Here is a 24,775-nt window from a genome sequence, read left to right on the forward strand (position 1 = left end):
GCCCCACCACCGCAACCGGCGGCGGCGCGCAGCGCGCCCGACGCCGTGGCGGTTGCTTCGGCGCCGGCGGCGCCGCCCACACAGGCGCGCGGGCCGACCGAACAGCCTCCGGCAGACAACGCCGCATCGCGCATGCAGGCGGTCGCGGTCGGGCTTCTGCGCGAAGGCGAGCGCAACTTCGGCCAGCAAAAATATTCGGCGGCCATCGCCAACGCCCGTGCGGCGTTGCAGGTGAATCCGGGCGATCCGGCGGCCAAACGGCTCCTGCGGCGTGCGCAGCAGGCACAGCAGCAAGCCATGAACAGCATCTCGATCAACTGAGGGGGGACGATCATGCACACCTACGGAATCCGTGGCGCCAGTCTCCTGGGCGCAGCCTGCGTGCTGGCACTGACCGGCTGCGCGCAGATGGGCGGGCTTGGCGTTTCCCCGGGCAACGACGCCCGCGCGGCCGTCATCGACCAGCCGTCACACGAGTGCAACCCGGCCCTGGGCGGCGCGATCGGCGCGCTGGCCGGGTCGATGTTCGGCAAGGGCAAGGGGCATCTGGCCGGCGCTGCGATCGGCGCCGGCATCGGCGCGTTCGCCTGCATGGCCTACAACTACCACGCGCGCAAGGTCAGGGACGCGCGCGCGGTGGAAGCGCAATACGAACGCGAGCGCGGGACGTTGCCGGCCAGCAACACGATCGGCGCCTACCAGAGCGAGCTGATCCCGGGGCAGACGGTCAAATCCGGCAGCAAGGCGGCGATGCAATCGCGGGTCACGCTGATCCGAGGCACGAACGAGGGCAAGCCGCAGCTGAAGGAACAGCTGACCCTGTTCTCGCCCGAAGGCAAGCAGCTGACCACCGTCACCAAGGACGCCTCCGCCATCGACGGCACCGGCGAGTACGAGACCAATTTCGACTTCAACCTGCCCAAGGGTATCCAGGAAGGCCGCTACACCATGCGCTCTGCGCTCTACATGGACGGCCGGCAGGTGCGCACCAACGAAGTACCCATGCTGGTGGTCAGCTGATCCGGGCATGGCCCGGCACGCCCGCCGCCGCGACGTTCTGGCCCGTGACCCACGCGGCTGAAGCACTGACGAAGAGCTCCACATGAACACCCTTGCCGAACTGATCGCCGCCTTCCGCAATGGCCACCTGCCGTTCCCCATGCTGCTCGATGCCTTGGCCCGGCGCGGTTCGGTGCCGGAGGATCGCCACCACGACGAACTCGCGCTGGTTCGTCGCCTGCACGACGAAGGCGAACTGGATGCGGAGATCGGGCGCGTCCTGCTCGATCGGCTGATGGCCTCGCAGGCGGAGGAGTCGACCGACGACGAGCCCGTCGCGGAGTTCGACGACGCTACGGTCGTGGCGCCGGCCGTCCGCGTGGCCACTGCTGCGGCGGCCATCGAGGACGACGCTACCGTGGTGGCCCCGGCGGCGGACAGGGTCGCGGTGCCCGCCAAGGAGCATGCCGATGCCACTGTGGTCATGCCGGCTTCGCGTCCGTCCGCTGCGCCAATCGATGAGGCCACGGTAGTCAAACCTGCCTCGCACGGGCGCGGAACGGATGAAGGCCAGATCACCGGCACGCAGGGCACCACCGGCGGCAGTTCCAGCAGCAGTTTCAACAGCGCCAGTTGGGAACGTCTCGCCGGCGCCGAAGTGGGCGACCACGCCCACGTCGGCATGTTGCTCAAGGGGCGCTTCCAGCTGGAGCGCGAGATCGGCCGCGGCGGCATGGGCGTGGTGTTCCTGGCGCGCGACGAACGCAAGGTCGAGGCACGCGACCGCGACCCGTACGTCGCAGTGAAAGTGCTCAACGACGAGTTCCGCCGCCATCCCGATTCGCTGATCGCGCTGCAGCGCGAGTCGCGCCGCTCGCAGTCGCTGGCGCACGACAACATCGTGCGCGTCTACGACTTCGACAAGGACCGCACCATCGTCTACATGACGATGGAATACGTCGACGGATCGGACCTGAAGACACTGATCCGCGAGCGCGCCTACAACGGCATGCCGCTGGCCAAGGCGCGCCCGCTGCTGGAAGGCATGGCCTGGGCGCTCAAGCGCGCGCATGCCGCCGGCGTGGTGCACTCGGATTTCAAGCCCGGCAACGTGATGGTCACCCGCGAGGGCAGCCCGAAGGTGTTCGACTTCGGCATTGCGCGCGCCGGCAAGCACCTGGGCGAGGCGGTCGGCGAGGAAACCGTGTTCGACGCCGGCACGCTGGGCGCACTGACGCCGGCCTACGCCAGCCTGGAGATGATCCAGGGTGGCGAGCCTTCCCCCAGCGACGACCTCTACGCGCTCGGCTGCGTCGCCTTCGAGCTGCTCACCGGCAAGCACCCGTTCGACAAGGTGAGCGCCGAGGTGGCGATGCGCGAGGGGCGCACGCCGCCGCCGGTGCCCGGACTCACCCGGCGCCAGTACAAGACCCTGTGCGACGCGGTCGCCTTCCGCAGCGAAAACCGCCTGCGCACCGCCAGCGAGTTCGTCGAGGGCATGCGCGAGGTCGGCCTGCGCGAACGGATCGGCTCCTATCTGGTGTGGGGCGCCGGCGCTCTGGTGGTGCTGGTCGCCGGCGGCTGGGGCGCCACGCACTACCTGCACCAGCGCAAGGTGGCGCAAGTAATCGCCGGTTTCGCACCGGACGACGTGCACCGCTATGCCGACGAGGCGCAGGCGATGGCCGCGCTGGACACCCTGGGCGAAGAGGAACGCAAACGCATCGTGCTCGACCAGGGCGAGCTGATCCAGCGCTTCCTGCTCACCCGCCTGGACGCCTACTGGAATCCGGCGCAGGGCCGCTACGACTATGCGCGCGCGCAGCAGCTGTTCGCGTTGCGCGACCAGCTCAAGCTCTACTCGCCCGAACTGGACATCCGCCGCAGCGCGATGGAGCAGCAGAAGAACGAACTGCTCAACAGCCTCGACACCCAGCTTTCCCAGCGTGTCGAGAAGGGCGCGATTTTCGCCGACCAGCCCGGCAGTGCGATCGAGACGCTGGAGAAGATCCGCGACATCGACCCGACCAGCAGCCTGCTGAAGAACGCCGAGCTGGAGCTCAAGTACGACATCGCCATCGGCGGCGAGCTGGCGCAGCACCAGCCCGAGCTGGCAGCCGCACACCTGAAGCAGGCGCTCGCGCTGTTCCCCGATTCGATGCGCCTGCAACGCCGCCAGGCCCAACTCGAGGCGATGGGTGGCGGCACGGCGGTGACCGCCGCGCCGGTCGCCAGTGCCGCAACCAGCCTGCCGGAAGCGCGTGCCGCGCTGGCCGCGTTGATCGCCCACCCGCAGGCCAGCGCCGATTGGCAGCGCCAGGTCGCCGCCGCGGTGGCGCCGCTCAAGGGCGACGGCACGCCACCGACCGCCGCGCTGCTCGAGCAGCTCGCCACCGCCATCGCCGACGTGGCCGGGCAGCAGACCGACCCGCTGCACCTGCCGCAGGACCTGGCACTGGTCGACTTCGGCATGACCGTGGCGCCGCAGTCGGCGGCGCTGAAGGCCCGTCACGACCAATTGGCCGCGCTGGACCAGCAGCAACAGGAACGCCTGGCGCAGGAAAGCGCCGCGGCCGAGGTCACCGCTCGCATCGAATCGGTCAAGCGCGCGGCCGCCGCGGGCGATACCAACAAGGCCCAGGAATCGCTGGCGCGCATCCGCAAGCTGGCACCACAGCATCCGTTCTTGGGCAGCGAAGGCCCGCAACTGCTCGCCGACGCCTACCTGGGCCAGGCGCGCGAGGCCTTCCGCAAAGGCCGCTACCAGTCCGCCAGCGACGTGCTCGCCCGCGCCAGCGGCCTGCTGGGGCAGCGCGCCGACCTGGCCAAGGCGCGCGCCCGTTACGGGCTGGCGGCCGACCTGGTCAAGGCGCGCGGCCATGCCGTGGACGGCGCCGACCTGGACCGGCTGCACCGGCAGTTGGCGCAGGTTCGCCTCGCCGATGCCGATGCACTGGCCGCGCTCGAGGCGGAAATGAAACTGCGCGGGCAGCTGGGCGAAGGTTCGCTGTCGGCCCTGCTCGATTCGCTCAAGCCCGCCAGCGCGGCGGCTACCGCTCCCGAGGCGACCACGCCGGCGCCGACCGGCGGCAACGCTGCAGCCCCGTCGGCGACCCACGCGGCGCCCACCGGCCCTGCCAAGAGCGTCGCCGACAAGGGCAGCCCGGCGGTGATCCGGCCGGCACCGGCCACGGCCACCGCCGCGCCTTCGGTCGATCCGTGCGCCGCCCCGAGCCTGGTCGGTGCGGGCCGCGCCTGCTTCGACAGCATCGCCGGCAAGCGCGGTCCGGCGCTGGTGGTGGTGCGCGCCGGCGGCAAGGCGATCGCCATGACCCGCTCGGAGATCACCATCAACGAATACAACCGCTACTGCGCCGCCACCGGCAAATGCAGCGCCATCGCCCTGGAGGACCGCTACACGGGCAGCCTGCCGGTGAGCAACATCAGCCTGGCCCAGGCGCGCGCCTACGCGGCCTGGCTGGGCAGCGCCAGCGGTCATGTCTACCGCCTGCCGACGGATGCCGAATGGCTGGCCGCAGCACGCGCCGGCGGCGCCTGGAAGCAGGCCCCGGACAGCAATTGCGTGCCGCCCACCGCTGGCGCGGACGACGGCAGCGGCGCTCCGATCGCCGCGCGCGGGCGCAGCCCCAACCCGTGGGGGCTGATCAACCTGACCGGCAACGTATGGGAATGGGTCACCGACGGTGGCGGCACCGCGGTACGCGGCGGCAGCTACACCAGCTACTGGTCCGATTGCACCGTCGACAGCCGCCGCAGCGACAGCGGCGGTGCACAGAAGGATGTCGGCCTGCGCCTGGTGAGGGAGGTGCCATGAACGATCGCGAGCGCATCGTCAACCGCGACCTCGACCTGCTGGACGAGGCGCACTACGGCGGCCGCATTGCCCGCGCGGAGTACCGGGCGCGCCGGCGCAACGTGCTGTCGGCATTGCGCGACAGTCACGGTGTCACCGCGCGCAACGTGCTGGTACCGCCGGTCCACGGTACGGCCGGTGGGTCGGTGCCCGGCGACGACGTCTTGCCGACCCTGTTCGGCAGTGGCGCGCGGTCCAGCCGGCTGTGGCTGATCGTGTTCGCGACCGGCGCGCTGGCGTGTGCGCTGATGCTGGTGCTGCTGTTTCTGTTTGCCTGAGTGTGAACGACGCATGAGCAAGGCGTGAACAAGAAGCCCTGCTGATGGGCGTTTTTGTTGACGCAGTGCGCACTACTGGGTGAGGGCGCGTGGTTGAACGCGGACCCCGTGAGCGGCCGGGCAGACCCGGCCGTTCGCGCTGATGCGGCCGCCGGCAACCGGCGCCGCGCACGGAGCTGGTCGATCAAGGGGGAATGTCGTGCGGATTGCTTGCCTTGCAGCAGCAGTGGCTCTTGCCCTGGCGGGCGGGAATGCCTGGGCCCAGGCTTCGCCACCGGACCCCGCCGCCGGCGCGCCGGCTCAGGACATCCTGGTCAGCGGGGTACCGACCACGGGCGCGCAGGCAGCCCAGGTGCAGACGCTGATCCAGGCCGAATACCAGCGGGCGCTTGGCGCCGCCGGCGTGGCCTCGCTGGATGCCGGACAGCTGGAGGCGGTCGCGGTGCTGATCACCGCCCGGCTGCACGAGGCCGGCTGGGCGGATGCGCATGCCTACCTGCCGGGCCAGGTACTGGCGGTCCATCTGGGAGCCGCCGGTGCGCCCGCTGCCACCGTCGCCCAGGCGCTGTCCACGCCCGCGGCGGCCAGTGGAGCCGAGGCCGCCGCCCCCGCGGTGCCGCCGCTGCGCGAGCGCGAGGCCCCGTCGGCGCAGGAGCAGACCCTCGCGGTGCAGGGCTTCCGTGTACAGGGCGTGGGCGACCATCCCGACGACGGCATCACGCCGGCCACCATGCAGGCGCTGGCCGACGCGCAGTTCGCCACGCTCTCCGGCGGCACCGGTCAGGCGGTCCAGGCCAACTTCAGCCAGCTGCAACAGGTCGCCGACCGCCTCACCGACCACTACCGCAAGGCCGGCTTCATCGTCGCCACCGCCTACGTGCCGGCGCAGACGGTGGGCGCGGACGGCATCGTGCGGGTGGACGTGCTGGAAGGCACGATCGGCAAGGTCGTGGTCAAGGGCACCTCGCGCTACCGGCCCGGCGTCATCGCCGCTGCGGCCGAGAAGCTCAAAGGCAAGCCACTGCGCAAGCAGGACATCGACTCGGCGCTGCTCTACGCGCGCGACCTGCCGGGCGTGACCGTGTCCTCCACCTTCCAGCCCGGCGGCAAGACCGGCCAGACCGACCTGGTGATGGTGGCGCACGAAGCCAAACGCCCGGTCGTGTTCACACTGGGCGGCAACAACTACGGCACCGAACTGACCGGCCGCTACCGCGCGCAGGCGGGCGTGGCCTGGAACGCCCCGCTCGGCATCGGCGACCAGCTCAACGCCAACGTCGATTACGCCTTCGACCCGCGCAGCAACGTCTATTACGCGCTGGGCTACCGCGCACCAACCGTGGTGGTGCCGGGCCTGAGCGGCGTGATCGGCGCCACCCGCAGCGAGCTGCAGATCAACAGCGGTGCGTTTGCCGACCTGCAGGTGAAGGGGCCGACGTCCTCGACCTTCGCCGGGGCGGACTGGAAGTTCGTCAACACCGACGACCTGTCCGTGCAGACCTCGCTGCGCTACATCCGCGAGAAGTCCCGGCTGGGCGCGCTGGGCGTGACGCTTTCCGACGAGCGCTTCGACGTGGCCGAACTGGGCTTCGGCCTGACCCGTACCGACCAGCGCCTGCGCGGCCTGGACGTGGTGCAGGGCAGCCTGCGCAAGTCGATCCGCGACGAGTCGGCCGACCCGGACCTGGTCAGCCCCGACCACGACAGCAACTTCGCCCTGGCGCGGCTCTCCTACACGCGCCTGCAGTTCCTGACCCGATCGCAGCGGCTCTATTTCAAGCTCGGCGGCCAATACACCCGCGACGCGCTGCCGCCGCTGGAGCAGTTCGTGATCGGCGGCCCGGACAGCGTGCGCGCCTACCCGATCGCCGACGCGCTGACCGACCGCGGCTGGTACACCTCGCTGGAGTACCACATCGACGCGCCGGGCCTGGGCGACCGCGTCTCGCCGTTCTACGACCGGCCGTGGCGCGAGCTGCTGGAAGTGGAGCTGTTCTACGACTTCGGTCGCGGCTACGCGTCCAGCCACCGCGAAGGCGACAACCCGGTCGAGACGCTCGAGGGCATCGGCGCGGGGCTGATCTTCCGCATCCCGCGCTTCCACCACTTCGAATTCCGGCTGGACGCCGCGGTGCCGACCGGCCGCCGCGACGCCTCGGACGATCGCGGCTACCACATCTATTCGCGCTTCGGCTTCACTTTCTGACGGGCCACACTCATGGATACCAGCCGCGCCATCTCCCGCATCGATTCCCTCGCCAGCCTGCGCCGCAAGGCGCTGCCGCTGAGCCTGTCGCTGCTGCTGTGCGGCGCGCTCGCCGGCACGCCGGCACAGGCCGCCAGCGTGGCGCGTACCACCATGCCCACCGGCGGCACCATCGTCGGCGGCACCGGCAGCATCCTGCAGAACGGCGCCAGCGTGGTGGTCAACCAGGCCAGCAACAAACTGGTCCTGAACTGGCAAAGCTTCAACCTCGGCCAGGACGCCTCGGTGCTGTTCAACCAGCCGGGCAGCTCGGCCGTGGCGCTCAACCGCATCCTCGACCAGAACCCCAGCCAGATCTTCGGACGGATCAGCTCCAACGGGCAGGTGTTCCTGATCAACACCCACGGCATCATCTTCGGCACCACCGCCAAGGTGAACGTGGGCGGCCTGGTGGCCAGCACGCTGGACCTGACCCCCACGGATTTCCTTTCCGACCACTTCAACCTCAATGCGGTCGGCGGTAACGCCGGCATCGTCAACCACGGCACCATCGCCGCCGCCAGCGGCGGCTCGGTCAGCCTGATTGGCGGCAGCGTGGCCAACGACGGCGTGATCCTGGCCAACTACGGCCGGATCAATCTCGATGGCGCCGAGCACGCGGTGCTGGACTTCGACGGCAACGGCCTGATCAACGTGCAGATCACCGGCGAGCTCAAGCACCGGCTCGACGCCAAGGCGGCGGTGAGCAATGCCGGCACGCTCCAGGCCGAAGGCGGCACCGTCGTGCTGCAGGCCGCCGCGGCGCGCGACCTTTTCACCAACCTGGTCAACAACGCCGGCGTGATCGACGCCGGCGGCATCAGCCATGACGGCGGCGTGGTGCGGCTGGTCGCGCGCGGCGGCGATACCGTCAACGGTGGCCACATCGATGCCACCGGCAGCCATGGCGGCAGCGTGCAGTTGCTGTCCGACCGCAACGTCGGCGTCACCGGCGGCAGCATCGATGCGTCCGGTGCCTACGGCGGTGGCGACATCCGCGTCGGCGGCGGCTGGCAGGGCGGGGAAGGGCTGCAGACGGCCGACGCCGTCTACGTGGCCGGGGACGCCTCGCTCGCCGCCGATGCCACGCAGCGGGGCGACGGCGGCTCGGTGGTGGTCTGGGGCAATCGGGTCAACAATTTCTACGGCGACATCAGCGCGCGCGGCGGCGCCTCCGGTGGCGACGGCGGCCGGGTCGAAACCTCCTCGCACGACGGCCTCAACGCGCAGGGCCGGGTGGACGCCTCGGCGCCGCACGGCCGCATGGGCACCTGGCTGCTCGATCCCTACAACGTCACCATCAGCGACGCCGACAAGAAGGTCGACCACACCGGCAACGTCTACAGCGCCACCGGCAATCCTTCGACCGTCAGCGCCACCAACATCGGCACCGCGCTGACCGGCGGCACCAGCGTCTACGTGTTCACCGGCAGCAGCGGCACGCAGGACGGCAACATCACCGTCGATGCGCCCGTCACCGCCACCGGCGCGGGGCAGCTTTACCTGCAGGCGGCCGGCAGCATCTACGTCAATGACGACATCAAAGGCGCCACCGGCAACGCGTTGAACGTCTATCTGTGGGCGAACTACAACGGTAGCGGCGGCGCGAACAGCTACACCAAGGGCAGCTGCACGGCCTGCCTCGTGAGCATCGGTGACGGTGCCGATGCGGTGATCGATACCCAGGGCGGTCTGCTGGACATCCGTGCCCCCGGGGCGGTGAAGATCGGCAAGGGCACGAACGACGGCACGATCAAGACCGGAACATTGACCATCGGCAGCGCCACTCACAAGGTCGCCTCGGTCGTGGAAGGCAGCAATGGCACGATCACTGCCAACACGGTCAATGTCTCCGCTGCCGGCGCGGTCACGCTGGACAACGCCGCCAACGCTATCGCCAACGCGAACCTGAGTGGCAGTACCACTGCGATCACCACGACCACCAACCTGGCCCTGGGCACCCTCGCCACGGGCAATCTCACCGCCAGCAGCGGCGGCACGCTGAGCTTGGCCGGCGGCACGGTGGACGGTAACCTGCTGGCGACCAGCAGCGGCAACATCAGCCAGGGCGGTGCGCTGACGGTCACCGGCAGCGCGGGCTTCGATGCGGGTAGCGGCACCATCACGCTGATCCAGGCGAACAACGACTTCGGCGGTGCGGTCAGCCTTACCGGCGGCACGACCAAGATCACGGACACGGATGACCTGAGCCTGGGCACGCTCGCCACCGGCGCTTTGACCGCCATCAGCCACGGTGCGCTGGATCTCGGCGGCGGCACCGTCGGCGGCGCGCTGACGGCCACCAGCAACAACCACGCGATCAGCCAGTCGGGCACCCTCACGGTCACCGGCCTGAGCGACCTCGACGCCGGCACCGGCAACATCACGCTGGCCAACACCGGCAACGACTTCACCGGCGCGGTGACCCTGGCCGGCGATGTCGTGAAGATCGCCGATACCAGTGGCTTGAGCCTCGGCACGCTGGACACCGGCGACCTGACCGTCGGCAGCGGCGGCACGCTGAGCTTCGCCGGCGGCACGGTGGACGGCGGCCTGCTGGCGACCAGTAGCGGCGACATCAGCCAGGGCGGCGCGCTGACGGTCACCGGCAGCGCGAACTTCGACGCCGGCACGGGCACGATCATGCTGACCCAGGCGAACAATGATTTCGGTGGCGCAGTCAGCCTCACCGGCGGCACCACCACGATCACCGACATCGACGACCTGGCCCTGGGCACGCTCGCCACCGGCGATTTCACCGTCACCAGCACCGGCGCGCTGACGCTCGGCAAGGGCACGGTCAGCGGCACGCTGGCGGCCACCAGCAACAACGGCGCGATCGGCCAGGTGGCCGGTGGCCTGGCCGTGACCGGCACCAGCACCCTCGACGCCGGCACTGGCGCGATCGTCCTGAACGACGCCGGCAACGACTTTGCCGGCGCCGTCAGCGCCAACGGCCAGGGCGTGGCGCTGCGCAGCAGCGGCGACCTGACCGTGGCCGCGCTGGACAGCGGCACCAACGGCGCGGTCAGCCTGGTCGCCGGTGGCACGCTGGACGTGAGCGCACTGGGCGCGATCGCCACCGGTACCGGCGACCTGACGCTGGGCGCCGGCGACAGCCTGACCATCGACACCACGCTGTCCGGCCACAACGTCTCGCTCAGCGGCGGCGCCGGCCTGACCCTCAACGACGACGTCACCGCCACCGGCACGCTGCACCTGGGCAGCACCAACGCCGCCATCGTGCAGACCGGCGGTGCCTTGGCCGTGACCGGCGCCAGCACGGTCGCCGCCGGCACCGGCAACGTCATGCTGACCCAGGTGAACAACGACTACGGCGGCGCGGTCAGCCTGGCCGGCGGCACGGTGGAGATCACCGACGCCAACGGCCTGGCCCTGGGCACGCTCGCCACCGGCGACCTCACTGCAAGCAGCACCGGAAGCCTCGTGCTCGGCACCGGCACGGTCACCGGCAATCTGCTCGCCACAAGCCACGGCGGCGCGATCGGCCAGGCCAGCGGCGGACTGGCCGTGAGCGGCACCAGCATCCTCGATGCCGGCAGCAACACGATCACGCTCGTCGACGCGAACAACGACTTCGGCGGCGCGGTCAGCCTGACCGGCGGCACCACCAAGATCGTCGACACGGATGACCTGAGCCTGGGCACGCTCGCCACCGGCGCGCTGACCGTCACCAGTCACGGCGCCCTAGGCCTTGGCAGCGGCACCGTCACCGGCGCGCTGACGGCCACCAGCAACAACCACGCGATCGGCCAGGCCGGGACGCTCACGGTCACCGGCCTGAGCGACATCGACGCCGGCACCGGCAACATCACCTTGGCCGACGCCGGCAACGACTTCGGCGGTGCGGTGAGCCTGGCCGGCGACACCGTCATGATCGTCGATGTCGGTGCGTTGGCACTGGGCACGCTGGACACCGGCGACCTGACTGCCAGCAGCGGCGGCACGCTGAGCTTGGCCGGCGGCACGGTGAACGGCAACCTGCTGGCGACCAGCAGCGGCAACATCAGCCAGGGCGGTGCGCTGACGGTCACCGGCAGCGCGGGCTTCGACGCCGGCAGCGGCACCATCACGCTGACCCAGGCGAACAACGACTTCGGCGGTGCGGTCAGCCTTACCGGCGGCACGACCAAGATCACGGACACGGATGACCTGAGCCTGGGCACGCTCGCCACCGGCACTTTGACCGCCATCAGCCACGGTGCGCTGGATCTCGGCGGCGGCACCGTCGGCGGCGCGCTGACGGCCACCAGCAACAACCACGCGATCAGCCAGTCGGGCACCCTCACGGTCACCGGCCTGAGCGACCTCGACGCCGGCACCGGCAACATCACGCTGGCCAACACCGGCAACGACTTCACCGGCGCGGTGACCCTGGCCGGCGATGTCGTGAAGATCGCCGATACCAGTGGCTTGAGCCTCGGCACGCTGGACACCGGCGACCTGACCGTCGGCAGCGGCGGCACGCTGAGCTTCGCCGGCGGCACGGTGGACGGCGGCCTGCTGGCGACCAGTAGCGGCGACATCAGCCAGGGCGGCGCGCTGACGGTCACCGGCAGCGCGAACTTCGACGCCGGCACGGGCACGATCATGCTGACCCAGGCGAACAATGATTTCGGTGGCGCAGTCAGCCTCACCGGCGGCACCACCACGATCACCGACATCGACGACCTGGCCCTGGGCACGCTCGCCACCGGCGATTTCACCGTCACCAGCACCGGCGCGCTGACGCTCGGCAAGGGCACGGTCAGCGGCACGCTGGCGGCCACCAGCAACAACGGCGCGATCGGCCAGGTGGCCGGTGGCCTGGCCGTGACCGGCACCAGCACCCTCGACGCCGGCACTGGCGCGATCGTCCTGAACGACGCCGGCAACGACTTTGCCGGCGCCGTCAGCGCCAACGGCCAGGGCGTGGCGCTGCGCAGCAGCGGCGACCTGACCGTGGCCGCGCTGGACAGCGGCACCAACGGCGCGGTCAGCCTGGTCGCCGGTGGCACGCTGGACGTGAGCGCACTGGGCGCGATCGCCACCGGTACCGGCGACCTGACGCTGGGCGCCGGCGACAGCCTGACCATCGACACCACGCTGTCCGGCCACAACGTCTCGCTCAGCGGCGGCGCCGGCCTGACCCTCAACGACGACGTCACCGCCACCGGCACGCTGCACCTGGGCAGCACCAACGCCGCCATCGTGCAGACCGGCGGTGCCTTGGCCGTGACCGGCGCCAGCACGGTCGCCGCCGGCACCGGCAACGTCACGCTCGACGCGGCCTCCAACAACTTCCAGGGCACGGTGAACCTCATCGGCGGCACGGTGCGGATCACGGACGCCAATGGCTTGGGCCTCGGCACGCTCGCCACCGGCGACCTCACCGCGAGCAGCACCGGCAACCTCGTGCTCGGCACCGGCACGGTCACCGGCAACCTGGCCGCCACAAGCCAGGGCAACGCGATCAGCCAGGCCGCCGGCGGGCTGACCGTGACCGGCACCAGCACGCTCGATGCCGGTACCGGAACGATCACGCTCAAGGACACGAACAACGACTTTGGCGGCGCGGTGAATCTGACCGGCGGTGTGACGCAGATCACCGACACCGACGACCTGGCCCTGGGCACGCTCGCCACCGGCAATCTCACCGCCACCAGCCACGGTGCGCTCAACCTTGGCGGCGGCACCGTCGATGGCACCCTGACGGCCACCAGCAACAACCATGCGATCGGCCAGGCGGGGACGCTCACGGTCACCGGCCTGAGCGACATCGACGCCGGCACCGGCAACATCACCTTGGCCGACGCCGGCAACGACTTCGGCGGTGCGGTGAGCCTGGCCGGCGACACCGTCACGATCGTCGATGTCGGTCCGTTGGCACTGGGCACGCTGGACACCAGCGACATGACTGCCAGCAGCGGCGGCACGCTGAGCTTCGCCGGCGGCACGGTGGACGGCAACCTGCTGGCGACCAGCAGCGGCAACATCAGCCAGGGCGGTGCGCTGACGGTGGTCGGCGCCAGCACGATCGATGCCGGCCCCGGCTCGATCACGCTGGCCGATACCGGCAACGATTTCCAGGACAGCATGAGCCTCGCCGGAAACGGCATTTCCGTCCGCGATGCCGGCGACCTGGCGATCGTTGCCCTGGCCAATGCGGCCAACAGCCCGGTCAGCCTGGTGGCCGGTGGCTCGCTCGCCTTGCCGGCCGCGGCCATCGACACCGGTACCGGTGATCTGCTGTTGGCGGCCAACGGCGGCACGCTGGACGTGCAGGGGGCGCTCGCTGGCGCCAACGTGTCGTTGAGCGCCCACGACGGCCTGACCCTCGGCCATGACGTGACGGCCACCGGCACGCTGGCGCTGGCCAGCGCGGCCGGTGACATCAACCAGACCGCGGGCGTGCTCACGGCCGCGACGCTGACCGGCAGCGCTGGCGGCTACGTGGCGCTCGAACAGGCCAATGCGATCGGCCAATTGGGCAACTTCAGTGCCAACGGATTCAGCCTGGTCAATGCGGGCGGCCTGATCGTCACCGGCCCCGTGGACGGCGGCACGACCGGCGTAAGCATCCATAGCGGCGGCATGCTGGGCCTCGCCGGCGACGTCAGCGGTGCCAGCATCGCGCTGCAGGGAGATGGCGGCATCAGCCAGAGCGGCGGCAGCATCGACGCCGGCACCGGTCAGGTCAGCCTGCAATCCGCTGCGGGCATCGCGCAGAACGGCGGGTCGATCACCGCGGGCACGCTCGTCGGCAGCGCCGTCGGTGGCGTCACGCTTGCCGGCGACAACCGCTTGGCCAAGCTGGGCAGTTTCAGCGCCGCCAGTCTTTCGCTCAACAACACCCTGGGCCTGACGCTGGCCGGTCCGGTCACTACCAGCGGCGATGTGGCGCTCGCCACCGGCGGCGACCTCGCCATCCAGGGCGCGCTCGACGCGGCCAGTGTGGTGCTGGACGTCGACGGCAAGATTACTGAAGGCGCGTCCGGCAACCTCGTCACCGGCAGCCTGGGCGGCCAGGCAACCGGCACCGTGGCCCTCACGGGGAATAACCACGTCGGCACGCTGGGCAACTTCAGCGCGGCCGGCCTGGCGCTGACCAACGGCCAGGCGCTCACGGTCAATGGCAACCTGGCCGTCGGGACGGGCAACATCGCACTGACCACCACGGCCGGCGCGCTGACCGTGAATGCCGCGCTCAGCGGTGGTGGCGTCGCGCTGGACTCGGCCGCCGACCTGATACTGGGCAAGACGGTCAAAGGCACCACGGTGAGCCTGACCTCGGCCGGTTCGATCAGCCAGACCGCCACCGGCCTGATCACCGCCGGCACGCTGACCGGGCATTCGGCAGGCGCCACCACGCTGGACCAGGCCAACGCCATCGGCGCGCTCGGCAGCTTCACCGCCCACGGGCTGAAGCTGACCAGCAACAAGGCGCTGACCGTCGCCGGCACGGTCGACGGCGGTACCGGCACGACGCTCACTGCCGGCGGCAACCTGCGCATCAACGGCACGCTGAAGGGCGGCACGACCACGCTGTCGGCCGCCGGTGCGATAAGCGAGGGCAGCGGCGGCGCGATCGTCGCCAACACCCTGCGCGGGCAGGCGACCGGTGCCGTGGCCCTCGATGGCGCCAACCACATCGGCACGCTGGGCAATTTCCAGTCGGCCGGCTTCAGCCTGCATGACGCGCAGAACCTGACCGTGACCGGCACGCTCGACGGCGGCGGCAGCACGGCGCTGGCCACCACCGGCAACCTGGTGCTCGATGGCACGGTGAAGGGTGGCAGCACCCGCGTGGATGTCGGCGGCGCGCTCAGCGAAACCAGCCATGGCCGCATCGTCGCCGACACGCTCGCCGGCCACGTCGCCGGCGCGGCGGTATTGACCGGCGACAACGCCGTCGGCGGCCTGGGCAACTTCAATGCGGCCAGCCTCGCACTCACCAACGGCAAGGCGCTGACGATCGGCGGCACGGTCGACGGCGGCGCCACCACCACGCTCAAGACCACCGCCGGCGGGCTCACGGTGAACGGCTCGCTGGCCGGCACCAGTACCACGCTCGCCATCGCCGGATCGATCGACCAGGGCAGCCACGGCCGGATCACAGCCGCCACGCTCAGCGGCCAGGCCGGGGGCGACGTGGCGCTGGAAGGCGCCAACCGCATCGGCACGCTGGGCAGCTTCAGCGCGCGCGACTTCGCCTTGAGCAACGCCCAGGCGCTGATCGTGAACGGCCCACTGAAAGCCAGCGGTGGCGACATCGCGCTCGCCACCACCGCCGGCAAGCTGTCCGTGAACAGCGCGCTTTCCGGCGACACCATCGTGCTCGACTCGGCCGCTGACCTGGCGCTGGGCCATGCGATCCATGGCGGCACGGTGAGCCTGCGCTCGGGCGGGCGGATCAGCCAGTCCGGCGGCGGTGTCATCACCGCCGACCGCCTGAGTGGGCATTCGGCCGGCAGCACCACGCTGGAGCAGGCCAACACCATCGGCACGCTGGGCGAGTTCAGCGCCGATGGGCTGAGCCTCGCCACCGGCGGTTCGTTGACGGTGGACGGCCCGGTCGACGGCGGCGGCAGCACTCGCCTCGCCACCGGCGGCGACCTGCACATCAACGGCACACTGACCGGCGACACCACCACGCTCGCCGTCAATGGGGCGATCGACCAGGGCACCGCCGGCAGCATCGTCGCCCACACCTTGACCGGGCGTGCCGGCGGCGCGGCCACGCTCGACGGTTCCAACCGCATCGACACGCTGGGTGCCTTCAGCGCGGCGGGCTTTGCGCTCGGCAACGGCCCGTCGTTGACCGTGGCCGGCCCGCTCGACGGCGGTCGCAGCGTGAGCCTGACCACCACCCGCGGCGACCTGGCGATCAACGGCGCGGTCAGCGGCACCGCCACCGTGCTGGTTTCCTCCGGCGCGATCACCGAAGGGCAGGGGGGCAGCATCACGGCAGGCACGCTGTCCGGCCGTGCTGGCGGCCGCACGCAGTTGGGCACCGCGAGTAGTCCGCTGGCCAACTACATCGGCACCCTGGGGGGCTTCTCCTCGCCGGCCGGCTTCAGCCTCACCAATGCACAGACGCTGACCCTGGCTTCGGTGGGCGGCAGCAGCTACACGGTCGACGCGGGCAGGTCCGCGTTCTACCTCGGCGTCACCGGCGGCGACCTGCTGCAGATCGGCGATACGCCGCTGTTCGACGGCGAGGGCACGTTCTCCTCCACCGGCCGCATCGGCACCTCCGATGCGCCGATCTACGTGACCGGTACCGGTCCGCAGGCGGTGGCGATGGTCGGCCTGCCGCCGGCATACTTCTACGCGGTCAACAGCAAGGGCGGCATCCTGCCGCTCACCGGCGGCTCCAGCGTCAACGTGCCGACCTCGCTGTTTACCAGCCGGGCGCAGAACGCCAACAACCACACCGACGTCTACATCGACCCCAGCGTGATCTCGGCCAACTACCGCTCGTTCGGCATCGTGCCCTCCGGCATCCTGCTGCCGGCGGACCAGCAGGCCTGCGATCCGGAGATGGAAGAGTGCGATGAGTGACGCGCGGCTGCGCCGCATGGGCGTCCGTTCGCTTCGCGCCGTGGCCGCGCTCGGGCTGTCGCTTGCATTGGCCGCCCCCGCTGTCGCGCAGTTGCCGCCCCGGCTGACCGCCGGCAGCGTCGCCGATCAGCTCGATGCGGCCGGGCGGCGGCTGGCCGCTCAGACCGGTACCGCGGCTATCGCCGCGCAACTGCACGCGCTCGCGCAGGACCTGCGTGGCAACCTGGCCGACCGGCTCGCCCAGCCGCTGACCGCGCTGGACGACCGTGATCGCGGCCGCGTCCTGCGTGCCCACGCAGCGGCAAGCCTCGGCACCGATTTCGCCGATGCCGCGGCCGGTTGCCGCGAGGGCGAGGCGGCGGTGATGGCGCAGGCGCTCGCGCTGTCGGTTCGCCACCTGGCGCAGGCCCCGGCCGTGGACAAACCGCTGCAGGCGACCATCGACCGCGTGGAAGCCGTCGACCACGCGCCGCTGTTCGCGCTGCGACCCAGCGCCGCTCCGGTTGCTCTGGCGCTGGTCGGCAGCGAGCTGACGGATCCGCAATGTCCCGATCCGCAACTGACCGCCACCGACGCCAGCGGCGCACCGCTGGCGAAGCAGCCGCGCATCACCGGCGTGCTGCCCGGCCGCATCGAATTCGAATGGCCCGCGACCGCCGCATTGAAGCAGGGCGGTTATCTGCTGCACGTAAGGCCGCAGCACAAGGCCTTCCTGGTGGGCTGCACCGCGCAACCGGAGGCAGCGGTGGCGCTGCAACGGGTGCCCTCGCCGAAGTTCACCGTCGGGTATGTGCTGGAAGGGGTTTGCGGCCGCAGCGATCCGCGCACGCTGGCGCTGGGCAAGGGTACGCTGCCGCCGCTGGAGGGCTACGGCGCCACCGTGGCGCAGGTGGTCGACACCACGGCCTGTACCGATCCGGTCGCCTATCGGATTTCCGCTACCGTCGGCTATGCCGATGGAGCCAGCGCGACCGCCGGCCCGTTTGAACAGAGCGCGGATGCCAATCTCACCGTCGGCCTTCCCGGCGGCCTGTCACTGAGCTGGGACCCGGCCGTGCGCCGCTTGTTCGTGCGTTCGGGCGCGCCGATGTGCAAGGGCGTGCGCTGAGCGTTCTCGGGTGATATCGCCGAAGGCGAGCCAGTGGACAGCGCACTCGTGGGCATCGGGCGCGGCGCAAGAGCATCGCCCACAAGTGGGCTCCTGCAAGAGCGGGCAGCGACGTAGGGTGGGCTTCAGCCCACCGTGGATCCGCAAAGCGGTGGGCTGAAGCCCACCCTACGGGATGTGCGATGCGGGCTATTCCTCGCCGGGGCCCGAGATCACTTCCATCTCGCTGACGCCGCCGGGCGCCAGGTCCTTCAGCAGGTCGAGGAAGTTCTTGCCGACCAGGCGCTGCGCGCGACGCAGCAGCAGCGGTACCGGGCTGGAGGGTTCGCTGCGGGCGTAGTACTCGCAGATCTCGTCGATCCGGCGCATCACGTCCTGCGGTGTCTCGATGCGGCCGGGCACGCTCGCGCGCACGCCCGGCGCGCCCGGCTCAGCGCCATCGGCTTCGGCGTCGCCGCCGTCCGCCAGCGCCGGGTTGCGCAGGGCCGCACGCGACTCGACGAATTTCTTCAATTCGTAGCTGTCGCTGAGCAGCGGCTTGAGATCGGGCCCGGCGGTGCCGATGCGATCGTTGAAAATCTGGTCGATCGCCTTGGCTTCGTCGAGGATCCGGCTGACCGCCTCCAGCGTTTCGGCGAGTTGCTCTTCCGGGCAATCCAGGCAGCAGGCCTCGATTTCCGTCATGCCCGGCGGAGTCTCGTCATCGGTCTCGATTTTCAGCGTGCCATTGGCAATGCGCAGGTCGCGCAGCGAAAATCGCCCGACCCGCGGCGAATGCACGAAGGGCGTATGGCGGAAATAACCGAGCAGGCCAAGCGGATTGGCGATCGCCGCCACGGCATTGACGCGCGCGGTCGGATCGTCGTCGTCCTCGGCATCCAGTTGCGGGTGGACGGTATCCCAATGGTTCTCGAGCAGGCCGCGCACCAGTGCCAGGCCGGCGGCCCAGCCGGACATGCCGCCGCTGCGCATCCAGGCGGTGGCCAGGTGCGTGGCCACGCGCAGGTCGCGCGAACGCTCGAGCAGCCCGGTGGCGAGCGAATGCACCTCGTCCCAGTCCGGTTCTTCGGCCGCCTTTACGCTGTCGCCCATGGCGCGTTCGGCGCGCGGCGCGGCGGCGCGTTCGAGGGCGAGAAAATCGGGGTCGTATTCGAGGTCGCTGCCGGTGGGCGAGTCGCCATCGAGCGGTTCGAGGAAAGCTGCCGGGTCGTAGCGGGTCATTGGTGGTAAATCCCCCTGTGATACTGCCGCGATAATACAACACGACTCGCGCACTACAGGTGGCGTTTTCTGCAAAAAAATGCGTGGATAAAATCGCTTTGCATTTACGCAATACGCTGTTTGCGCATGCCCGCCCGGGCATGCGGACGTCCGTTTTCTAGGGATGCACGTGCCGTCCGGTCGACTGCGCGGCCGGCTCCTGCGGGCAGCGTCCGATCACGTGGGCCAGCGTGTTGACGTTATCGACCAGGCGGTCGGTGAGGCGGGCGACCTGCTCGGCGCCGGCCTGGTCTTCGGCCATGGCCAGCAGCGTGCCCAGGCTGCGCTGGAGCAGGCGCAGGTCGGGCAGGTCGGCGATAGGGCGCTGTTCGCGCAGTGCGCCGGCGATGCCGTGCAAGGTGGCCGCGCCGTGGTCGATGAACGCGCTCACTTCGGTTTGTTCGGGCAGGCTCGAGCGGGTGTGCAGCAGCGCCTCGAGTGTCATCGCCGTGCGCGCCAGGCGGTTGCCGTTGGCGAACAGGGCCCGCGCCAGGTCGAGCAGCGCGGCGGGCGTGCCCGGTTCGGCGCGCATGCGCTCGAGCGAGGCCAGCGCATTGGTGCGGGCGGTGCGTGCGGCGGTGCGCGTCTCGTGATGGCTGCCGCGTTGCTGCGGCTGGCCCAGTGCGCGCAGGTAGTCAGCGTAGCCGTCGATCATGTCGGCCAGCGCGGCGCGCGCCCGGCCGCGCTCCCAGGTCGGCCACAGCACATAGGCCAGCAGCGCCATGCCGCTGCCCAGGGCGGTGTTGATCACGCGGTCCATCACGGCCACGCCCGGGTCGACGCCTTCGAACGAAAGCAGCACCACGACCGTGCCGGTAAGCGCCGCCACGGCGATGCCGTAGTGCGCGCTGGCCAGATAGCGGAAAGCCATGCACAGCACGCCCATCAGCGCCAGGTGGGCCCACGGCTGGTCGGGGATCACGTGCAGCAGCGCAGTGGTCAGCAGCAGACCGAGCACGGTGCCGACCACGCGCAGCAGGCCGAAGTTGAACGTGGCACCGAAGTCCGGCCGCAGTACGATCGCGACTGTCATCGGCAACCAATAGCCATGTGGCAGTTCGAGCCAGCGCGACAGTGCCAGCGCCAGGCTCAGCGCGACCGCCGAGCGCACGGCGTGGCGGAACGCCACCGAATGTGGCGTGAGATTGGCCAGCAGCATCGCGGGCGCCGCGCCCTGCCGCAACGAGACCGGCAACCGCAGATCGGCCGTTTCGGCGCGCTGCTCGCCGCGGCTGCCGGCCCAGTTCGCGTTGCGCACGGCCGCCGCGAGCTGGCCGGCCAGCGCGTGGACGTGCAGCGCGCGCGGGGCGTTCGCCTCGGCGGCATGCCGCTCGATCGACTGGAGGGCGCGCAGCGCGCGCTCGGCCGCCAGCGGCGCGACGCCTTCCTCCAGCGCCTCGGCGATGTGCTCGAGCACGCGGGCGACGCGTACGCGGAAACGCAGCGGTACCGCATGGGCTGGCGAGCCGTCCGCCAGCGCGGTCAGTTCCAGGCGGATGCGCTCGGCCAGTTCCAGCATCACGCCGAAGGCTTCCATGGCGCGTCCGCGGGCGTGGTAGCGCCCCAGCAGGGTCTGCTGGAGCGTGGTCATCGCGCTGCTGAGCGCCGGTTCGTCCTCGTCGTCCTGCGCACGTTGGCGGGCGACCGCGGCCAGCCCCCGATACACCACCGCGAGCGCCTGCCGCTCGGGCCGGTAGCGCTGCAGCGGCCAGGCGGCGATCGAGAGCGACATCATCAGCAGGCCGCCGGCGAAGATCAGCGCCGCACCGGCGGCCGCGGGCCCCAGCGAGGTGGGCGAGGCGGCGGTGACCACCAGCAGGATCATGCTGGTCATGCCGACCCGCGCCAGGTCGGTGCCGAACACCACCAACATGCCGCCGCCGAAACCGATCGCCGCGCTGGCCAGCAGCATCCACGGCAGGTGCCCGCCGAGCAGGAAACCGGCGAACGCGGCCAGACCCGCGGCAAGCGAGGCCAGCAGCAACTGCCGTACCCGCTGGCGATACGGACCGGGCTGGTCGGAAAACATCGTGTCCAGCGCGCCGACGGCCACGCCCAGGCCGATCGCGGTATGCCCGCAGGCCATGCCGACCGCCAGCGGCAGCACCACCGCCAGCGCATTGCGCACGACCACCCGCAGCGGGACGTCCGGACGCTTGGTCCGGGTCAGGCTTTCCAGCACGTTGACGCGAAGCGAGTAGACGCTGGCGGACATGGCCGAATCACGGGTGGGGAAGGCGATTCTGCACGAGCCCAGTTGAACGGAGCACGACGGGCGTCACGCCCGGTTGCCTGGCGGCGGGAAAATTTACGCCGCGTTGATCGCGCATCCGTGCGTGATTGGTGACCGCACTCCGGTGGCGGCCGATCGAACGGCGGCCGATCGATCGCCTTACGCGCGGCCGGCGAACTCGCCCGTCAGCGTGTTCACCCACACCTTCTCGTCGTTGGTGATGTATTCCGGCACCTGGATCTCCACGCCGGTGGCGAGCCGTGCCGGCTTGGTGCGCTTGGTGGCGCTGGCGCCCTTGAGCTCGGGTGCGGTGTCGACCACGGTCAGCACCACGCTGGTGGGCACCTGCAGGCCGACCGGCGCGTCGTCGATGAGCTGCACGTAATAGCCCTCGGTGTCCTCGACGATGTAGCCGGCGTTGTCGCCGACCAGTTCGGGACCGAGCAGGTACTGGGTGTAGTCCTCGGCATCCATGAACACGAACGCCTCGCCGTCCATGTAGGAGAAGTTCGCCGCGCGGCGGACCAGGTCCATTTCCCTGAGATCGTCATCGGCGCGCAGGCTCAGGTCGAACTTGCGCCCACCGGGGATCGAATACATCGTGAAGCGGAAGGTGACGTTGCCGCCGCGCGCGGTGGGCGAGCTGCGCTCGATGTCGCGCACCTGGTAGACGGTGCCGTCGTGTTCGATCACGTTGCCTTTCTTGACGTCGGAAGCTTTCATGGGGTGCCGGGATTCGTGATTGGGATTCGGGATTCGGGAAACGGGATTCGGAATGGCGAAGAGCTCAGGACGCGGCTTTTGCGAATCCCGAATTCCCAATCCCGGCTACTTCGGCTGCAACCGCACCGCGCCATCCAGGCGGATCGTCTCGCCGTTGATGTAGCGGTTGCCGAGGATGAACGCGACGGTGGCGGCGAACTCCTCCGGCTTGCCCAGGCGCGAGGGGAACGGGATGGACGCGGACAGCGACTGCTGCACGGCTTCGGGCATGCCATCGACCATGGGGGTCCAGAAGATGCCCGGCGCGATGGTCGCCACGCGGATGCCGAAGCGGGCCAGTTCGCGCGCCATCGGCAGGGTCATGCCGACCACGCCGCCCTTGGAGGCCGAGTAGGCCGCCTGGCCGATCTGGCCTTCGTAGGCGGCGACCGAGGCGGTGTTGATGATCACGCCGCGCTCGCCGTCCTCGCCCGGCTCGTTGGATTGCATCAGCGCCGCGCCGGCCTTGGCCACGTTGAAGCTGCCGACCAGGTTGACCGTCACGGTGCCGGCGAAATTGGACAGCGCCATCGGGCCTTCCTTGCCCAGCACGCGCCCGGCGCCCAGGATGCCGGCGCAGTTCATCACCACGTTCAGCCCGCCCATCGCCTCGCGTGCGGCGGCCACGTTGGCGGTTACCCCCTCTTCGGAGGTGACGTCGGTGCGATGGAAGCGCGCCGCCTCGCCCAGTGCCTTCGCGGCCTGCTGGCCCTTCTCCTCGTTGACGTCGAACAGCGCCACTTTGGCGCCGTGCGCGACGAGATGCTGCGCCACCGCGTGGCCGAGTCCGGAGGCGCCGCCGGTGATGACGGCCTTGACCTGATCGAGCTGCATGGGAGGGTCCTTGGATGCGGAAAACGGCAATGGTAGCCGAAGCCGGCAACCCCGCCCGAGACCGCAGGGTGGGCTTCAGCCCGCCATGCACGGTGCGGCAGGGGGCGGTGGGCTGAAGCCCACCCTACAGGCTCCGCAGATCGAGGTTGTCCGCGTCCACGCGCAGCACCGAGCCCTGCTCGTACCAGTCGCCCAGCACGATGCGCTGCGCGTCCTGGCCGTCGAGCGAGAAATCGTGGACGGCCGGCCGGTGCGTGTGGCCGTGGATCAGGCGGGTGACGCCGGCGCCGCGCATCGCCTGAGCCACCGCGTCGGCGTTGACGTCCATGATCGATTCCATGGTGGCGCCGGTGTGTGCGCGGCTGTCGGCGCGGGCCTTGGCGGCGAACGCTCGGCGCGCCTGCAGCGGCATCGCCAGGATGTTGGCCTTCCACTCGGGCGTGCGTACCTGGCGGCGCACGGTCTGGTAGGCAATATCGTCGGTGCACAACGTGTCGCCGTGCATCAGCAGGGTGGGGCGGCCGTGCAGGTCGTGCACCACGCCATCCTCCAGCAGAGTCAGGCCGGCGCGCTCGGCGTAGTCCTGGCCGAGCAGGAAATCGCGGTTGCCGGGCATGAAATACACGGGCCGGCCCGATGCGCGTACGGCACGCGTGGCGCGCGCGATGCGCGCGGGCAGTTCGGCGTCATCGTCGTCGCCGATCCACGCCTCGACCAGGTCGCCTAGGATGTAGAGCGCGTCCGCCTGCCGCACTTCGTCGCCGGCGAGGTAGCGCTCGAACAGCGCGGTGATGTGCGGACGGCTGTCGTCCAGGTGCAGGTCGGCGATGAACAGGCTGGCCATCAGCGGCCCCTGGGCTTGCCGGCCGGTTTGGCGGCGCTGGCGGCCTTGGCCGGCGCCTGGGCACTGGCGGCCGATGCAGGCGCTTGCGCACCGACCACGCGTGCGCTTTCGATCACCGGCAGCGGCTGGGGTACGTCGGCGGCGAACGGACCCTGGCCGCGGGTCGGCAGCGCGGCGATCTTGTCGACCACGTCCATGCCCTCGACCACCCGGCCGAATACCGCGTAGCCCCAGGTCAGGCCGCTCTGGTTGCCGGCGTAGTCGAGGCGGCGGTTGTCCACCAGGTTGATGAAGAACTGCGCCGTGCCGGAACCGGGGTCGGCCCCGCGTGCCACCGCCACGGTGCCGCGCAGGTTGGACAGGCCGTTGTCGGCCTCGCTGGCGATGCCCGGGTGCGTGCGCTTCGGTTGCAGGTTGCGCGTATACAGGCCGCCCTGCACGAGGTAGCCGGCGATCGCGCGGTGGAACACCGTGCCGTCGTAGAAGCCGTCTTTCACGTACTGCAGGAAGTTGGCCACGCTCTTGGGTGCCTTGTCCGGATACAGCTCCACAGTGACGTCGCCCACGCTGGTGTGCAGCAGCACCTTCGGTCCCGGGGCGGGCGGCGTGGCGCCGGCGGTCGACGCCGGTGCGGCCGTCTGGGCGGCCAGGCCGAGCGGCAGGAACAGCAGGAGGGCCAGCAGGAGTCGGGACATGCGTGCGGAACCTGTATGGGATGACGGCATGATACGCGGAGGCGTTGCATGCGCTGAAGCACGGCGATCCAGCGGACGC

The 24,775-nt window shown here is 70.3% G+C and carries 12 protein-coding genes; 6 read left to right on the forward strand and 6 right to left on the reverse strand.

The genetic code is table 11. The annotated features are described in order from the left end of the window. Positions 1 to 333 precede the first annotated feature (333 nt). The 6 genes from OSC30_RS11275 to OSC30_RS11300 all read left to right on the forward strand — a co-directional run bounded on the left by OSC30_RS11275 (position 334) and on the right by OSC30_RS11300 (position 18,068). Complete coding sequence (locus tag OSC30_RS11275; RefSeq protein WP_267171948.1) at positions 334 to 1,020, forward strand: glycine zipper domain-containing protein; 687 nt, start codon at positions 334 to 336, stop codon at positions 1,018 to 1,020. An 82-nt stretch (positions 1,021 to 1,102) separates the two neighbouring features. Next, a complete protein-coding gene (locus tag OSC30_RS11280; protein WP_267171949.1) occupies positions 1,103 to 4,834 on the forward strand; it encodes a bifunctional serine/threonine-protein kinase/formylglycine-generating enzyme family protein in 3,732 nt (1,243 codons plus the stop codon). Further along, positions 4,831 to 5,151: a hypothetical protein gene (locus tag OSC30_RS11285; protein ID WP_267171950.1), complete on the forward strand. Its 321-nt coding sequence runs from the start codon at positions 4,831 to 4,833 to the stop codon at positions 5,149 to 5,151. The genes OSC30_RS11280 and OSC30_RS11285 overlap by 4 nt, the downstream gene beginning before the upstream one ends. A 226-nt stretch (positions 5,152 to 5,377) precedes the next feature. Continuing rightward, a complete protein-coding gene (locus tag OSC30_RS11290) occupies positions 5,378 to 7,357 on the forward strand; it encodes a ShlB/FhaC/HecB family hemolysin secretion/activation protein (protein WP_267171951.1) in 1,980 nt (659 codons plus the stop codon). A 12-nt stretch (positions 7,358 to 7,369) separates the two neighbouring features. Further along, the gene (locus tag OSC30_RS11295; protein WP_267171952.1) at positions 7,370 to 16,960 is read left to right on the forward strand and encodes a two-partner secretion domain-containing protein; all 9,591 of its coding nucleotides are present in this window, start codon (positions 7,370 to 7,372) and stop codon (positions 16,958 to 16,960) included. Then, a complete protein-coding gene (locus tag OSC30_RS11300; protein ID WP_267171953.1) occupies positions 16,953 to 18,068 on the forward strand; it encodes a hypothetical protein in 1,116 nt (371 codons plus the stop codon). Before OSC30_RS11295 ends, OSC30_RS11300 begins: the two co-directional genes overlap by 8 nt. Before the next feature lie 189 nt (positions 18,069 to 18,257). On the opposite strand, the gene tssA is transcribed toward OSC30_RS11300, so the two are convergent. The 6 genes from tssA to OSC30_RS11330 form a co-directional block, all read right to left on the reverse strand. After that, positions 18,258 to 19,289, reverse strand: a complete 1,032-nt coding sequence (gene tssA, locus OSC30_RS11305; RefSeq protein WP_267171954.1) for a type VI secretion system protein TssA — start codon at positions 19,287 to 19,289, stop codon at positions 18,258 to 18,260. Positions 19,290 to 19,446: 157 nt separating this feature from the next. After that, positions 19,447 to 21,543: an FUSC family protein gene (locus tag OSC30_RS11310; protein ID WP_267171955.1), complete on the reverse strand. Its 2,097-nt coding sequence runs from the start codon at positions 21,541 to 21,543 to the stop codon at positions 19,447 to 19,449. Between the two features lie 177 nt (positions 21,544 to 21,720). Then, entirely contained in the window at positions 21,721 to 22,284 is a 564-nt protein-coding gene (efpL, locus tag OSC30_RS11315; protein WP_267171956.1) for an elongation factor P-like protein EfpL, read from the reverse strand. A 105-nt stretch (positions 22,285 to 22,389) separates the two neighbouring features. Continuing rightward, entirely contained in the window at positions 22,390 to 23,157 is a 768-nt protein-coding gene (locus OSC30_RS11320) for an SDR family NAD(P)-dependent oxidoreductase (RefSeq protein ID WP_267171957.1), read from the reverse strand. A gap of 124 nt (positions 23,158 to 23,281) precedes the next feature. Next, positions 23,282 to 24,001, reverse strand: coding sequence for a UDP-2,3-diacylglucosamine diphosphatase (gene lpxH / locus OSC30_RS11325; protein WP_267171958.1), 720 nt, complete (start codon positions 23,999 to 24,001; stop codon positions 23,282 to 23,284). Next, positions 24,001 to 24,696, reverse strand: coding sequence for a peptidylprolyl isomerase (locus tag OSC30_RS11330; protein WP_267171959.1), 696 nt, complete (start codon positions 24,694 to 24,696; stop codon positions 24,001 to 24,003). The genes lpxH and OSC30_RS11330 overlap by 1 nt, the downstream gene beginning before the upstream one ends. Between the last annotated feature and the right edge of the window lie 79 nt (positions 24,697 to 24,775).

Origin of the sequence: Frateuria hangzhouensis (genome assembly GCF_026410505.1) — a bacterium.
GTDB classification, from domain to species: Bacteria; Pseudomonadota; Gammaproteobacteria; order Xanthomonadales; family Rhodanobacteraceae; genus Frateuria_A; species Frateuria_A hangzhouensis.

Coding starts and splice junctions, on each gene's coding strand:
- OSC30_RS11275 (WP_267171948.1), top strand. CDS start 334: ATGCACACCTACGGAATCCGTGGCGCCAGTCTCCTGGGCGCAGCCTGC.
- OSC30_RS11280 (WP_267171949.1), top strand. CDS start 1,103: ATGAACACCCTTGCCGAACTGATCGCCGCCTTCCGCAATGGCCACCTG.
- OSC30_RS11285 (WP_267171950.1), top strand. CDS start 4,831: ATGAACGATCGCGAGCGCATCGTCAACCGCGACCTCGACCTGCTGGAC.
- OSC30_RS11295 (WP_267171952.1), top strand. CDS start 7,370: ATGGATACCAGCCGCGCCATCTCCCGCATCGATTCCCTCGCCAGCCTG.
- OSC30_RS11300 (WP_267171953.1), top strand. CDS start 16,953: ATGAGTGACGCGCGGCTGCGCCGCATGGGCGTCCGTTCGCTTCGCGCC.
- tssA (WP_267171954.1), bottom strand. CDS start 19,289: ATGACCCGCTACGACCCGGCAGCTTTCCTCGAACCGCTCGATGGCGAC.
- OSC30_RS11310 (WP_267171955.1), bottom strand. CDS start 21,543: ATGTCCGCCAGCGTCTACTCGCTTCGCGTCAACGTGCTGGAAAGCCTG.
- efpL (WP_267171956.1), bottom strand. CDS start 22,284: ATGAAAGCTTCCGACGTCAAGAAAGGCAACGTGATCGAACACGACGGC.
- OSC30_RS11320 (WP_267171957.1), bottom strand. CDS start 23,157: ATGCAGCTCGATCAGGTCAAGGCCGTCATCACCGGCGGCGCCTCCGGA.
- lpxH (WP_267171958.1), bottom strand. CDS start 24,001: ATGGCCAGCCTGTTCATCGCCGACCTGCACCTGGACGACAGCCGTCCG.
- OSC30_RS11330 (WP_267171959.1), bottom strand. CDS start 24,696: ATGTCCCGACTCCTGCTGGCCCTCCTGCTGTTCCTGCCGCTCGGCCTG.